Origin of the sequence: Amycolatopsis deserti, assembly GCF_014653945.1 — a bacterium.
In the GTDB taxonomy this organism is placed as follows: domain Bacteria; phylum Actinomycetota; class Actinomycetes; order Mycobacteriales; family Pseudonocardiaceae; genus Amycolatopsis_E; species Amycolatopsis_E deserti.
The window spans coordinates 326,045-339,222 of record NZ_BNAU01000001.1; the positions used below are offsets into that span (position 1 = coordinate 326,045).

A 13,178-nucleotide genomic window follows, 5' to 3' on the forward strand; every position below is an offset into this window, starting at 1 on the left:
CGCGGGCGAGCCCCGGCGTCACAGCCGGAACGCCGTGCGCGGCTGGCGGTCGTTGAGGTCGCGCAGCACGTCGTGGGCGTCGTCCTCGCTGAAGACGTGCTCGGCGACCAGGCTCGCGAGGTGCGCGGCGTCGACCCGGCGCGCGGTGTCGTGGCGGGCCGGGATCGAGCAGAAACTGCGGGTGTCGTCGATGAACCCGGCGCTGCGGTGAAAACCGGCGGTTTCGGTGACGGCGTCCCGGAAGCGGCGCATGGCCCGCGGGGCGTCGAGGAACCACCACGGCGCGCCCAGGTAGACCGTCGGGTAGAAGCCGGCGAGCGGGGCCAGCTCACGCGAGAACACCGTCTCGTCGAGGGTGAACAACACGGTCTGGAACACCGGATGGGTCCCGAACCGCTGCAGCATCGGTTTGAGCGCGTGCGTGAACTCGGCCCGCACCGGGATGTCGTGGCCGGTGTCGGGGCCGAACCGCGCGAAGGTCGGCTCGTGGTGGTTGCGGTCGATGCCGGTGTGCAGCGTGAGCACCATCCCGTCCTCACTGGACATCCGGGCCATCTCGCCGAGCAGGTGCCGCGACAGCAGCCGCGCGTCCCCGGGACCGGCCGTGCCGGCGCGCACCGCGTCGAACAGCCGCGACGCCCGCGCCTCGGGCAGGAACTCTATGCGCGCGTCCGGGGCGCTGTGGTCGGTGGTGGTGGCGCCGTGCCGGCGGAAGAACTCGCGGCGCTGCTCCAGCGCGGCGATCGTGCCGCGGTAGCTGCCGGTGTCGATGCCGCTGGCCTCGGCGAGGCGGTCCAGTGCGGCGGGCCAGCCGGGGTTCGTGGCGTCGAGGTAGCGGTCGGGCCGGAAGGCCGGCACCACGCGGCCACGCCAGGCCGGATCGTCGGCGAGCGCGCGGTGGTGCCGCAGGTCGTCGGCGGGGTCGTCGGTCGTGGCGAGCACGGCGATGTTGAACGACTCGTACAGCTCCCGCGGCCGGAAGCCGGGTTTGGCGAGCCGTTCGGACAGTTCGTCGAACAACGCGTCCGCGGTCGCCTCGGACGGGTGCACCCGCACGCCGAGGACGTCGTGCAGTTCGGCCTCCAGCCACTGGCGGGACGCGGTGCCCAGGAAGAACCGCCAATGCGCGCAGAACGTGCGCCACACCTCGCGCGGCGGGGCCGTGTGCCCGTCCGCGTCGCGCAGGCCCAGGTCACGCAGCGGAACGCCGTGTGCGTGCAGCAGCCTGGTGACGTAGTGGTCGGGGGTGACCAGCAGCTCGGCGGGGTTGTCGAACGGCGTGTCCTGGGCCAGCAGCGCCGGGTCGACATGCCCGTGCGGACTGATCAACGGCAGGTCGCGCACGCTCTCGTACAGCCTGCGCGCGATCGACCGCTCGGCAGGGTCGCTGGGCAGAAGCCGGTCCGGATGGGGTTCGAGTGCGACGCCTGTCGAGCCACGGTGCATTCCCGCAGGCTCTCCGCCGGCGCCGGCCTGGCGCAACTAGTTGCCACCAGTTGCCACCGGCGCGGGTCCGGTCGAGCCGCGGACGACCAGGTGGGCGTCGAAGCTCTGCGCCACCTCGTGCCCGCCGCGCCCGGTGAGCTCGGCGCACAGGGCGTCCACGGCGCAGGCGCCGAGCTTGGCGGCCGGGCCCGCGATCGTGGTCAGCGCGGGCACCGTGAGGTCGGCGCCGAAGATGTCGTCGCAGCCGATCAGGCTGATCTGCTCGGGCACCCGGACCCCGGCCGGCCGCAGGCGTTGCAGCGTGCCGATCGCGACCAGGTCGTTGTAGGCGATCGCGGCCGTCGCGCCGTCGAGGATCAGCGCGTCGGCCGCCTCGTGGCCGCCCCGCTGGGTGGGCGCGAACGGGCCGAGGAAAGCCGCCCGGATGCCGAGCGCGCCGGCCTCCTCCTGCGCGGCGCGCCACCGCCGGCTGTTGACCCACGAGCTGCGCGGCCCGGACAGGTAGGCGATGCGGCGGTGGCCGAGCGCGGCGAGGTGGCGCACGGCCTTGCGCATCCCGCCCGCGGTGTCCACGACCAGGCTCGGCAGGCCGTCGATCTCCCGGTTGACCATCACCAGCGCCCGGTGCTGGGCGAGCTGGCGCACCACGTCGTCGGACAGCCGGGAGGTCGCCAGGATCCCGCCGCTGGTGGCGGCCAGCAGCTGCCGCAGGTTGCGCGCCTCGACCTCGGGCGATTCGTCGCTGTCGGTCAGCGCCAGGGTGAAGTCCCGTTCGATCGCCCGTGCCTGCGCCGCCTTGATCAGCGGCGCGTAGTAGGGGTTGGCGATGTCGGTGACCACCAGCATCAGCGTGCGGCCGCGGCCCGGCGATCCGGCCCGCGCCAGCGGCCGCGGCTGGTAACCGATCGCCCGTGCGGCGGCCCGGACCCGCTCGCGGGTGGCCGCGTTGACCCGCGCCGGGTTGCTGAACGTCCGAGAGACGGTCGACGCGGCGACCCCGCAGTGCCGCGCCACGTCGTAGATGGTGACCCGTCCCTCGTCCACGCCCAGCCCTCCCGGTCGTTGTGGCAACAGCTGGCAACAAATTGTCATGCTACCGGCGGCCTCCTACCTTCGGGCGGTACCTCTTGCCGCCCAGAAGGGAAGCAACGATGCTTCGACCGACCGTCAACACCTGGCGAGATCGCCGCACCCTCAACGGGCTCTGGCGTTTCGCCACCGATCCCGGCGGAGCCGGGCGGGACCAGAAGTGGTGGCAGGCGCCGCTTCCCGGCAGCGTCGAGATGCCGGTTCCGGCCAGCTACAACGACGTGATCCCGGACCCGGCGATCCGCGAGCACGTCGGCGACGTGTGGTACCAGACCGACGTGCCGGTGCCCGCGGGCTGGGCGGGGGAGCGCGTCGTGCTGCGCTTCGACGCCGCGACCCACCGCGCGGTCGTGTGGGTGGACGACGAGCAGGTCGCGGAGCACGAAGGCGGGTACACCCCGTTCGAGGCCGACGTGACCGCTCTGGTGCGGCCGGGGGAGACCAGCCGGGTCACCGTGGTCGTGGACAACCGGCTCAGCTGGGAGTCGATCCCGCCGGGCTACGTCGAGCAGACCGCGGAGGGGCCCCGGCAGCGGTACTACCACGACTTCTTCAACTACGCCGGGCTGCACCGGCCGGTGTGGCTGTACACCACGCCGGTGACGCACGTCAGCGACGTCACCGTCCGGACGGGACTGTCCGGCACGACGGGCACGGTGGACTACGACGTGGCGATCACCGGCGGCGGTGACGTGGAGACGCACGTCGTCCTGCGTGACTCCTCGGGCACCGAGGTCGCGAGCACCACCGGGGCCACCGGCACGCTCACCGTGCCGGACGCGCACCCCTGGCGTCCCGGCGAAGGCTACCTGTACAAAATGGACGTCGAACTGCGGCGGGGCGGTTCGCCCGCCGACCGGTACTCGCTGAACGTCGGGATCCGCACGGTCGCGGTCGACGGCACCCGGTTCCTGATCAACGGGGAACCGTTCTACTTCACCGGTTTCGGCATGCACGAGGACCACGCGGTCCGCGGCAAGGGCCACGACGACGTGTCGATGGTCCACGACTTCGCGCTGCTGGACTGGATCGGCGCCAACTCCTTCCGCACCTCGCACTACCCGTACGCGGAGGAGATCCTCGACTACGCCGACCGCAAGGGCATCGTCGTCATCGACGAAACCGCGGCGGTGGGGCTCAACCTCGGCATCGGCGGCGGCATCCTGCACGGCGCGAAGCAGGCGACGTTCTCCGCCGAGACGGTCTCCGACGCCGCGCAGCGCACGCACCTGCAGGCTATCCGGGAATTGGTCGCCCGGGACAAGAACCACCCCAGCGTCGTGCTGTGGAGCATCGCCAACGAACCCGAATCGCACACCGAAGAGTCCAGGAAGTACTTCGAGCCGCTGTTCACCGAGACGCGCCGGCTGGATCACACCCGGCCGGTCGGCTTCGTGAACATGATGCTGTCGCCGTCGGATGAGTGCCTGGTGACCGACCTGGCCGACGTGGTGATGATCAACCGGTACTTCGGCTGGTACACCCAGACCGGCGACCTGGCCGCGGCCGAGCGCGAACTGGAAGCCGACCTGACCGCGTGGGCGGCCAGGCACCACAAGCCGATTCTCGTCACCGAGTACGGCGCGGACACCGTGGCGGGCCTGCACTCGGTCATCCCGCAGCCGTGGACCGAGGAGTACCAGGCCGAACTGCTGGAGATGTACCACCGGGTGTTCGACCGCGTGGACGCCGTGACCGGCGAGCACGTGTGGAACTTCGCCGACTTCGCCACCTCGGCCGGCGTGTTCCGCGTGGAGGGCAACAAGAAGGGCGTGTTCACCCGCGACCGCAAGCCCAAGGCGGGCGCGTTCACGCTGCGGCGCCGCTGGAGCCGACGATGAAACTGCGCGTGCGACAGCTCTTCGGGTACGCGGCCGGGGATGCCGCCAACAACCTCGCCTTCGCGATGTCGTCGATGTTCCTGCTGCTGTACTACACCGACGTGGCCGGGATCCCGGCCGCCGCGGCCGGCACGATCTTCCTCGTCGTGCGGATCTGGGACGGTTTCGCGGATCTGGCCGCCGGCCGGCTGATCGACCGGACCAGCACGCGGTTCGGGAAGTTCCGGCCCTGGCTGCTGTACGCCTCGGTGCCGCTGCTCCTGCTGAGCGTGGCGACCTTCGCCGTGCCGGACTGGCCGCTGGCGGCCAAGATCGGCTACGCGTACCTGACCTACGCGGCGATGGGCACCGCGTACAGCCTGGTCAACATCCCCTACGGGTCGCTCGCGGCCGCGATGACGCAGGATCCCGTGGAGCGCACGAAGCTCGCCAGTGCCCGTGGGATGGGGGCGGCGGCGACGATGCTGATGCTGATCTTCGTGGTGTCCCCGCAGATCAAGGACTCGGCGAACCTGCAGCGGTCGCTGCTGCTGACCACACTGGCGTTCGTGGCCGTCGGTGCGGCCCTGTACCTGTTCACCTTCGCCACGGCCAGGGAGACCGTGCCGCGCGCCATGGCGAAGGTCGGGCTGAAGGACAGCCTGCGCACGCTGCGTCGGAACAAGCCGCTGGTGATGCTGTGCGTCAGCTCGCTGTTCTTCCTGACCGCGATGGCCTCGATCCAGACGGTCGGCGTGTACTACGCCCGGGACGTGCTGGGCAACCCGAGCTTCTACATCGCGATCTCCGCCCCGCAGCTGGTCCTGATGTTCGTGCTGGCGCCGCTCGTGCCGAAGCTGGTGCGCCGGTTCGGCAAGGTCCCCAGTTACGTCGCCGGGGGTGGGGTGATGGTGGTCGGCGCGCTCGGGGTGTTGTTCGCGCCGGCCTCGGTCCCGTTCGTGTCGCTGGGGTTCTTCCTGCTGATCGGCGCGGGTCTCGGGCTGGTCAACACGCTCATGTGGTCGCTGGAGGCGGACACCGTCGACTACGGCGAGTGGAAGACCGGCGCCCGCACGGAGGGCACGACGTACGCGGTGTTCTCGTTCGTCCGCAAGATCGGCCAGGCGCTCGGCGGCGCCGCGGCCGCGTACACCATCGCCCTCGCCGGGTATGCCGGCGGCGCGCGCGTGCAGAGCGACGGGGCGTTGTGGGGCATCCGCGCGGCCGCCGGCCTGGTGCCGGCCGCCTGCACGGTGATCGCGATCGTGATCATGATCGCCTACCCGTTGACGGAGAAGCGGCTCCGCGAGATCACCGCCGAGGTCGCGGGGCGCCGGAACCAGTTGGTCGAGTCATGAACGGAGAACCAGTGCGTATCGATGGCGCCGAGGTCATTGTCACCAGCCCGGGGCGGAACTTCGTCACGCTGAAGATCACGACCGCGGACGGGGTGGTCGGCTGGGGCGACGCGACGCTCAACGGCAGGGAGCTGTCGGTGGCGAGCTACCTGCGTGACCACGTCGCGCCGTTGCTGATCGGGCGTGACGCCCACCGGATCGAGGACACCTGGCAGTACCTCTACCGGGGCGGTTACTGGCGGCGTGGCCCGGTCACGATGGCCGCGATCGCCGCGGTCGACACGGCGTTGTGGGACATCAAGGCCAAGGTCGCGGGGTTGCCGCTGTACCAGCTCCTCGGTGGTGCCAGCCGGGACCGGTGCCTGGTCTACGGCCACGCCAGCGGGCGCGGGATTCCCGAGCTGTCCGACTCCATTCGCGAGCACCTCGAGCTGGGGTTCCGCGCGATCCGGGTCCAGACCGGTGTGCCCGGCCTGGATTCGGTGTACGGCGTGGCGAGCAGTTCGGCGGCGTCGGTCGGCGGATCCGGCCGGTACGACTACGAACCGGCGCGCCGTGCCGCCTTGCCGGCGGAGGAGTCCTGGGACACGCGGGCGTATCTGCGGCACGTGCCTTCGGTGTTCGAAGCGGTGCGCAACGAGTTCGGCCCCGAGCTGATCCTCCTGCACGACGCGCACCACCGGTTGACGCCCATCCAGGCGGCGCGGCTCGGCAAGTCGCTGGAGCCCTACGACCTGTTCTGGCTGGAGGACGTGACGCCCGCGGAGAACCCCGAGGCGCTGCGCCTGGTCCGCGAGCACACCACGACGCCGCTGGCGATCGGCGAGGTGTTCAACACCGTGTGGGACTATCAGACGCTGATCCGGGAGCAGCTCATCGACTACGTCCGCTCGCCGGTCACGCACGCCGGGGGCATCACGGGGGTGCGCCGGATCATCGACTACGCCGCGATGTACCAGGTGAAGTCCGGCATGCACGGCCCGACCGATGTGTCACCGGTCGGCCTGGCGGCGGCTGTCCACCTTGGACTGGCGGTGCACAACTTCGGGATCCAGGAGTACATGCTGCACAGCCCGGAGACGATGGCGGTGTTCGGCCCGACGTTCGAGTTCGCCGAGGGCGGTCTGCGCCCAGGGGAGGACCCGGGCCTGGGCATCCACTTCGACGAGGACCTCGCGGCGAAGTACCCCTACGAGCCGGCGTACCTGCCGACGAACCGCCTCAGTGACGGCACCGTCCACGACTGGTGACGCGGCCACGGCTGACCCTCTGGTGACGCGGCCACGGCTGGCCCTCTGGTGGGGTGATGGTTGGCCTTCTCGTGGGGCGATGGTTGGCCCTCTCGGGCGGCCACGGCTGGCCCACTGGTGGGGCGATGGTTGGCCCTCTCGGGCGGCCACGGCTGGCCCTCTGGTGGGGCGATGGTTGTCCCTCTCGTAAGACGACGGTTGGCCCTCTCGTCAGGCGTCGAGTGGGCCCTGGTGGGGCGGCGAATGGCCCTCTCGCGCGGCGATGACTGGGCTTCTCGTGGCCGCGGCGCCGCGGCCACCGCTGGCCTCGCCCACCGCTGGTCAGCGGGTTCGCCGCCCTGACGGGCGCGATCGTGCCGCCGCACGGCAGCCGGGGCCGTCTGCCGGCGCACCCTGCGGCCTTCAGCGGCGGACCCGGCCGCCAGTCACCGGCGCACCCGGCCGCCCTCGGCCGCAGGCCCGGCCACCCTCAGCGGCGCACCCTCGACCGCAGGCCGTCCAGCAGCAGTTCCAGTCCCTGTTCGAAATCACCGGCCGAACCCGGCTCCCAGTCGATCGCTCCGGCGCTGGAGGCCTGCAGCGCCGCCTGTTCCTCCGCCGTGTGCCCGAAGACCAGGTGCAGCAACGCGCGCGTGCCCACCTCGACGAGGTCGTCCTCCAGGCCGCCCGCCCGCAGCGCCTCCCGCAGCTGCGTGGCCGGTTCGCTGGCGCCGAGGCCGAACGTGTGCGCCGTCGCGACCACCTCGGCTCCGTCCCGGTAGGCCAGCATCGCGTCGCGCAGTTCGGCGCAGATCTCCACCACCCGCCGGTCCCACTCGGCCGCCCGGCGCTCGCGTCTGCCGCGGTCGAGGATCTCGTCGGCGATCGCGGCCAGCAGCGTCTGCTTGTTCGGCACGTGGTGGTAGAGCGCGCTCGGCTGCAGGCCCAGTTCGGCGGCCAGCCGGCGCATGGTGAGCGATTCCAGCCCGTACTCGTCGAGGACCTCGATCGCGCGCTCGACCACATCGCGCCGGTGGTAGCGCACGCCGACTCCTCCCGTTGACCTGTTCGCCGCGCCCAGTGTACCGTCGGCGCCGCCAACCGAACACCGTTCAGGTTGTAATCGACCAGTCACGCAGAGTCAGGAGAAGTGATGGGCTCCAGGTTCGAGCAGCTCGCCGACGCGGTCCTCGCCGGGGTTCCCGCCGGGCCCGGTGACGCGCTCGCCGTGCTGGGTGCCGACGACGCCGAGGTGCTCTCCCTCGTCGCCGCGGCGGGCAGGCTCCGCCGCGCGCATTTCGGCAACACCGTCAAGGTGAACTACCTGGTGAACCTGAAGTCCGGCCTGTGCCCGGAGAACTGCAACTACTGCTCCCAGGCGCTCGGCTCCGCCGCCCCCATCCTCAAGTACTCCTGGCTGTCCAAAGAGGAGACGCTCAAGCAGGCCTGCGCGGGGATCGCCGGCGGGGCCGCGCGGGTGTGCCTGGTCTCCTCCGGCCGCGGACCGTCCAACCGGGACATCGACCGCGTCACCGAGATGGTCGGGGCGCTGAAGGCGGAACACCCCGAAGTCGAGGTCTGCGCCTGCCTCGGCCTGCTCTCCGACGGGCAGGCCGAACGCCTCGCCGAGGCCGGCGTGGACGCCTACAACCACAACATCAACACCGCCGAGAGCCACCACCACACCATCGTCCAGACCCACACCTACGCCGACCGGGTGGACACCGTGGAGAAGGCGAAGACCGGCGGGCTGTCGCCGTGCTCGGGCCTCATCGCCGGCCTGGGCGAGACCGACGAGCAGCTGGTCGAGGCGCTGTTCGCGCTCAAGGAACTGGACGCCGACTCGATCCCGGTCAACTTCCTGATGCCCTTCGACGGCACCCCGCTGGCGGACACCTGGGAGCTGTCCCCGCTGCGGTGCCTGAAGATCCTGGCGATGGCGCGGTTCGTGTGCCCGGACAAGGAGATCCGCATCGCCGGCGGCCGCGAGATGCACCTGCGCTCGCTGCAGCCGCTCGCGCTGCACGTCGCCAACTCGCTCTTCCTCGGCGACTACCTCACTTCCGAGGGACAGGCGGCGCAGGCCGACCTGGACATGATCCGGGACAACGGGTTCGTCGTGCTGGGGTCCGAAGAGGACCGGGCCCGGACCGAGCCGATCGACCCGGCCATCCGCCGCCGCGGCGCGGGCACCGGCCTCGTCCCCAACGCCTGATGTCCCCGGAGGACCTGCTCGCGTTCGACCGCGGGCACCTGTGGCACCCGTACACGTCGATGACCGATCCGGCGCCGGTGCGGCTGGTCACCGGCGCGTCCGGCAGCCGCATCACCCTCGACGGCGTCGGCGACGTGGTCGACGGGATGGCGTCGTGGTGGTCGGCGATCCACGGCTACCGGCACCCGGTGCTCGACGAGGCGGCGCGCCGCCAGCTGTCGCGGATGTCGCACGTGATGTTCGGCGGCCTCACCCACGAGCCCGCCGTCGAGCTGGCGTCCCGGCTGGTCGACCTGACCCCCGCCGGCCTGGAGCACGTCTTCCTCGCCGATTCCGGGTCGGTGAGCGTCGAGGTGGCGATGAAGATGGCGCTGCAGTACCAGCGCGGCACCGGCCGCCCCGAGCGGACCCGGTTCCTCACCGTCCGCGGCGGCTACCACGGCGACACCTTCGACTGCATGAGCGTGTGCGACCCCGACGGCGGGATGCACGCCATGTGGTCGGGTGTCCTGCCGGAGCAGGTGTTCGGCGCGCGCCCACCCCGGCTCGAATCCGACGTCGCCGCCTGGGCCGCGGATTTCCGCACGCTCGCCGCCGAGCACGCCGACCGGCTGGCCGGGCTGATCGTGGAGCCGCTGCTGCAGGGCGCCGGTGGCATGCACCCCTACCCGGCGAGCTGCCTGGCGGTCTTCCGGGAGGTGGCCGACGAGCACGGGCTGGTGCTGATCTTCGACGAGATCGCCACCGGCTTCGGCCGCACCGGCACGCTGTTCGCCGCCGACGCCGCCGGGGTGGCGCCGGACGTGATGTGCGTGGGCAAGGCCCTCACCGGCGGTTACCTGTCGCTGGCCGCGACCTTGTGCACGAGTGAGGTCGCGAGTGGACTGTCCGCCAGTGATTCCGGTGTGCTCATGCACGGCCCCACGTTCATGGGCAACCCGCTGGCCTGCGCGATCGCGACGGCCAGCCTGGACCTGCTGTCCACTGGGGACTGGCGGGCTGACGTGTGCCGGATCAACACCGGGTTGCAGTCCCTGCACGAGATCGCGGCCGCCGACGTGCGCGTGCTCGGTGCGGTCGGCGTGGTCCAGCTCGACCACCCGGTCGACGTCGACAAGGCGACCGCGGCGGCGCTGGCCGAGGGCGTGTGGCTGCGCCCGTTCCGGGACCTGATCTACACCATGCCGCCCTACGTGTGCACCGACGACGACATCGCCGCGATCTGCCGCGGCATCGCGGCCGCGGCGGCGGTCGCATGAGCTGGGCGGAGTGGTTCGCCGCGCAGCGGTCCGCGCGTGAGGCCGCCGGCCTGCACCGCACGCTGCGCCCGCGGGCGGCCGACGACGACCTCATCGACCTGGCGAACAACGACTACCTGGGACTGAGCGGCCACCCGGCTGTCCGCCGCGCGGCGGCCGAAGCCGCTCTGGTCTGGGGCGCCGGTGCCGGTGCCTCCCGGCTGGTGACCGGCACGACCACCCTGCACGCCGAGCTGGAACGCGAACTGGCCGGCTTCACCGGCCGCGAGGCGGCGCTGGTGTTCTCCACCGGCTACCACGCCAACCTCTCGGCGGTGACCGCGCTGGCCGACCGGGACACCCTCATCGTCTCGGACGCCCACGTGCACGCCTCCCTGATCGACGCCGCGCGCCTGTCCCGGGCCGCGGTCCGGGTGGTCCCGCACAACGACGTCACCGCCGTCCGGGACGCGCTGGCCGCGGCCGGGGGACGGCGAGCGCTCGTGCTGACCGAGTCGATCTTCTCGGTCCTCGGCGACGCCGCACCCCTCGCCGAGCTGGCCGAGACCTGCGCCGACCACGGCGCACTGCTCGTCGTCGACGAGGCGCACGGGCTCGGCGTGGCCGGTGACGGTGGCCGCGGCCTGCTGCACGGCCTCGGCCTGAACGACCACCCGCACGTCGTGATGACCGCGACCCTGTCCAAATCGCTGGGCGCGATGGGCGGGGCGGTCCTCGGCTCCGCCGCGCTGACCGACCACCTCGTCAACCGGGCGCGCCCGTTCATCTTCGACACCGGACTGGCGCCGGCACCCACCGCCGGAGCGTTGGCCGCGCTGCGGATCCTGCGCGGACAGCCCGGCCTGCCGTCCCGGATCCACGAGCGCGGCGCCGAGCTGGCCGACCGGCTGCACGTGCCGCGTTCGGCGGGCGCGGTGCTGTCGGTGCCGATGCCCTCCCCGCAGGTCGCGCTCGCCGCCCAGGCCGGCGCCCTCGCGGCCGGAGTGCGGGTGGGCTGCTTCCGGCCACCGTCGGTGCCCGACGGCGTTTCCCGCTTGCGCATCACAACACACGCCGGGCTGGACGAGGAGAGCTGGGAGCGCGCGATCGGCGTCGTGGCCCGGGTAGCCGAGGAGCACCGGCAACTCGTGTGACGACGGCGCGTTCAGTCCACGAGTGCGCCGGCGGACAGGTTGGCGATCGCCCCGGTCATGGCTCCGGCTCGATCCGACGCCAGGAACGCGGCGGTCTCGGCGATCTCGGACAGCGTCGGCAGCCGCTTCAGCAGCGTTCCCTGCGCCATGGCCCCGTGTTCGAGCATGTCCTCGACCGACTGCCCGGCCGCCGAAGCGGTGTGGCGGAACAGGTCCGCGGTGTAGGAACCCGCGGCCGGCGCGTCGACCACGGCGTGCGGGCGGATGCCGATCACCCGGATGTTGCGCGGTGCCAGCTCCGCGGCCAGAACCCGCGCGAAGGCCTCCTTGCCGGCCGCGCTCACGCTGTGCCCCAGGATGCCGCCCAGCGCCAGTTTGGCGCCCGGCTCGGACAAGGTCAGGATGACGCCGGGCCGCTCGCCGCCCATGTGCCGGGCGACGGCCTTGCTGGTGATGAACAGCGCCCGCAGGAAGCCGTCGACCGGCCGCAGGAACTCCTCCAGCGAGAGGTCCGCCAGCACGGTTCCCTGGTCGTGCATGACGCTCACCGCGTTGAGGGCGATGTCGATTCCGCCGGCCCGCGCCGCGATCGCGCCGGCGTGCTCGTCGACCGCGCGCTGATCGAACACGTCGACCCGCGCGGTCTCGGCGGTTCCGCCCGCGGCGGCGATGTCGCGCGCCACCGCGTCGAGCTTCGCCTGCGTGCGCCCGGCGAGGAAGACCCGGGCGCCTTCCCGGGCGAAGACGCGGGCGATCGCGCCGCCGAGGGCGCCACCGCCGCCGTAGATCACGGCGTTCTTGTCGGGCAGCAGCGATCCGCTCATCGGGGTCCTCCACGGTTCTGGCTCTGGATCTGTTCGGCTATGCGCTTGATGCGGTTCAGCCGCGCATCCCAGGTCTTGCCGACTTCGTTCAGTTGCCGCACGGCGCGGGCGAGCTGCGCCTCGTCGACTTCGTAGCGCCGCTCACGGCCGGTGGGCGTGGCGTGCACGAGTCCCGCGCGATCGAGGACGGCCAGGTGTTTGGTGACCGCCTGGCGCGAGATCGGGAGATGGTCGCTCAGGCTGGTCGGCGTGCCGGCGCCGTGCGCGAGCAGCAGGTCGAGCAGGCGGCGCCGGACCGGGTCGCCGATCGCCGACCAGAGTTCGTCGTCGACGGGCACCGTCATCGCGCCACCACGGTCGGCGCGTAGCTCCGCAGCCGGGGCAGGAACGTGTCCCAGCCGCGCTCGTGGTCGTGGAAGGTCTGTTCGAGCACGGCCGCTTCCCAGCCCTTCTCCCGCCAGCCGCTCTCGGTCAGGCGCAGGATCGTGCCGTCGCCGGAGGGCTCCAGCTCGAAGGTGACCAGGAGCGAGTTGCCCACCCCGGGCAGTTCGCCGTCCGGCGCGATCCACCGGATGGCGAACCGGCGGGGCGGATCCACGTCGACCACCGTGATCGACTCGGCCGCGCCGTGGTGGCCCCAGCTCAGTTCGCCGGCCGCGCCCGGTGCCGGCTCGAACGACGCGTCGTCGGACCACCACCTGCTGATGTGCTCGGGACGGCTCACCACGTCGAACACGATCTCCGGTGCCGCGTCGATGCGGATCTCGCGCTCCAGTTTTCCGAACTCCACGCCGGACCTCCCATA

12 protein-coding genes are annotated in these 13,178 nt (G+C 71.9%); 6 read left to right on the forward strand and 6 right to left on the reverse strand.

The features are described 5' to 3' along the window. Positions 1-18 precede the first annotated feature (18 nt). A complete protein-coding gene (gene uxaC, locus IE290_RS01575) occupies positions 19-1,446 on the reverse strand; it encodes a glucuronate isomerase (protein ID WP_191242683.1) in 1,428 nt (475 codons plus the stop codon). 36 nt (positions 1,447-1,482) lie between these two features. Next, the gene (locus IE290_RS01580) at positions 1,483-2,490 is read right to left on the reverse strand and encodes a LacI family DNA-binding transcriptional regulator (RefSeq protein WP_191242684.1); all 1,008 of its coding nucleotides are present in this window, start codon (positions 2,488-2,490) and stop codon (positions 1,483-1,485) included. Between the two features lie 107 nt (positions 2,491-2,597). Between IE290_RS01580 and uidA the strand changes: the two genes are divergently transcribed. From uidA to manD, 3 genes are read left to right on the forward strand one after another with little or no spacing between them, the layout of a single operon-like run. Continuing rightward, the gene (gene uidA / locus IE290_RS01585; RefSeq protein WP_191242685.1) at positions 2,598-4,376 is read left to right on the forward strand and encodes a beta-glucuronidase; all 1,779 of its coding nucleotides are present in this window, start codon (positions 2,598-2,600) and stop codon (positions 4,374-4,376) included. Next, positions 4,373-5,713 (forward strand): glucuronide transporter, encoded by a 1,341-nt coding sequence (gene uidB / locus IE290_RS01590; RefSeq protein WP_191242686.1) that lies wholly within the window; start codon positions 4,373-4,375, stop codon positions 5,711-5,713. The genes uidA and uidB overlap by 4 nt, the downstream gene beginning before the upstream one ends. Positions 5,714-5,724: 11 nt before the next feature. Beyond that, on the forward strand, positions 5,725-6,963 hold the full coding sequence (manD, locus tag IE290_RS01595) for a D-mannonate dehydratase ManD (RefSeq protein ID WP_191242687.1): 1,239 nt from the start codon (positions 5,725-5,727) through the stop codon (positions 6,961-6,963). A 469-nt stretch (positions 6,964-7,432) separates the two neighbouring features. On the opposite strand, the gene IE290_RS01600 is transcribed toward manD, so the two are convergent. Next, entirely contained in the window at positions 7,433-7,987 is a 555-nt protein-coding gene (locus tag IE290_RS01600) for a TetR/AcrR family transcriptional regulator C-terminal domain-containing protein (RefSeq protein ID WP_191242688.1), read from the reverse strand. 108 nt (positions 7,988-8,095) lie between these two features. Here IE290_RS01600 and bioB point away from each other — a divergent pair, with 108 nt between their 5' ends. The 3 genes from bioB to IE290_RS01615 are packed head-to-tail and all read left to right on the forward strand — an operon-like array spanning position 8,096 to position 11,549. Beyond that, positions 8,096-9,157 (forward strand): biotin synthase BioB, encoded by a 1,062-nt coding sequence (gene bioB / locus IE290_RS01605; RefSeq protein ID WP_191242689.1) that lies wholly within the window; start codon positions 8,096-8,098, stop codon positions 9,155-9,157. Then, a complete protein-coding gene (locus tag IE290_RS01610; protein ID WP_191242690.1) occupies positions 9,157-10,416 on the forward strand; it encodes an adenosylmethionine--8-amino-7-oxononanoate transaminase in 1,260 nt (419 codons plus the stop codon). Before bioB ends, IE290_RS01610 begins: the two co-directional genes overlap by 1 nt. After that, positions 10,413-11,549, forward strand: coding sequence for an 8-amino-7-oxononanoate synthase (locus tag IE290_RS01615; RefSeq protein WP_191242691.1), 1,137 nt, complete (start codon positions 10,413-10,415; stop codon positions 11,547-11,549). Before IE290_RS01610 ends, IE290_RS01615 begins: the two co-directional genes overlap by 4 nt. A gap of 11 nt (positions 11,550-11,560) precedes the next feature. Here the strand turns inward: IE290_RS01615 and IE290_RS01620 are convergent, their stop codons facing one another. From IE290_RS01620 to IE290_RS01630, 3 genes are read right to left on the reverse strand one after another with little or no spacing between them, the layout of a single operon-like run. Continuing rightward, positions 11,561-12,373, reverse strand: coding sequence for an SDR family NAD(P)-dependent oxidoreductase (locus IE290_RS01620; protein ID WP_191242692.1), 813 nt, complete (start codon positions 12,371-12,373; stop codon positions 11,561-11,563). Continuing rightward, positions 12,370-12,717: an ArsR/SmtB family transcription factor gene (locus IE290_RS01625; RefSeq protein WP_191242693.1), complete on the reverse strand. Its 348-nt coding sequence runs from the start codon at positions 12,715-12,717 to the stop codon at positions 12,370-12,372. The genes IE290_RS01620 and IE290_RS01625 overlap by 4 nt, the downstream gene beginning before the upstream one ends. Continuing rightward, positions 12,714-13,163, reverse strand: a complete 450-nt coding sequence (locus IE290_RS01630) for an SRPBCC domain-containing protein (RefSeq protein WP_191242694.1) — start codon at positions 13,161-13,163, stop codon at positions 12,714-12,716. Before IE290_RS01630 ends, IE290_RS01625 begins: the two co-directional genes overlap by 4 nt. Positions 13,164-13,178: the final 15 nt, after the last annotated feature.

Coding starts and splice junctions, on each gene's coding strand:
- bioB (WP_191242689.1), top strand. CDS start 8,096: ATGGGCTCCAGGTTCGAGCAGCTCGCCGACGCGGTCCTCGCCGGGGTT.
- IE290_RS01625 (WP_191242693.1), bottom strand. CDS start 12,717: ATGACGGTGCCCGTCGACGACGAACTCTGGTCGGCGATCGGCGACCCG.
- IE290_RS01620 (WP_191242692.1), bottom strand. CDS start 12,373: ATGAGCGGATCGCTGCTGCCCGACAAGAACGCCGTGATCTACGGCGGC.
- uxaC (WP_191242683.1), bottom strand. CDS start 1,446: ATGCACCGTGGCTCGACAGGCGTCGCACTCGAACCCCATCCGGACCGG.
- IE290_RS01610 (WP_191242690.1), top strand. CDS start 9,157: ATGTCCCCGGAGGACCTGCTCGCGTTCGACCGCGGGCACCTGTGGCAC.
- IE290_RS01615 (WP_191242691.1), top strand. CDS start 10,413: ATGAGCTGGGCGGAGTGGTTCGCCGCGCAGCGGTCCGCGCGTGAGGCC.
- uidB (WP_191242686.1), top strand. CDS start 4,373: ATGAAACTGCGCGTGCGACAGCTCTTCGGGTACGCGGCCGGGGATGCC.
- uidA (WP_191242685.1), top strand. CDS start 2,598: ATGCTTCGACCGACCGTCAACACCTGGCGAGATCGCCGCACCCTCAAC.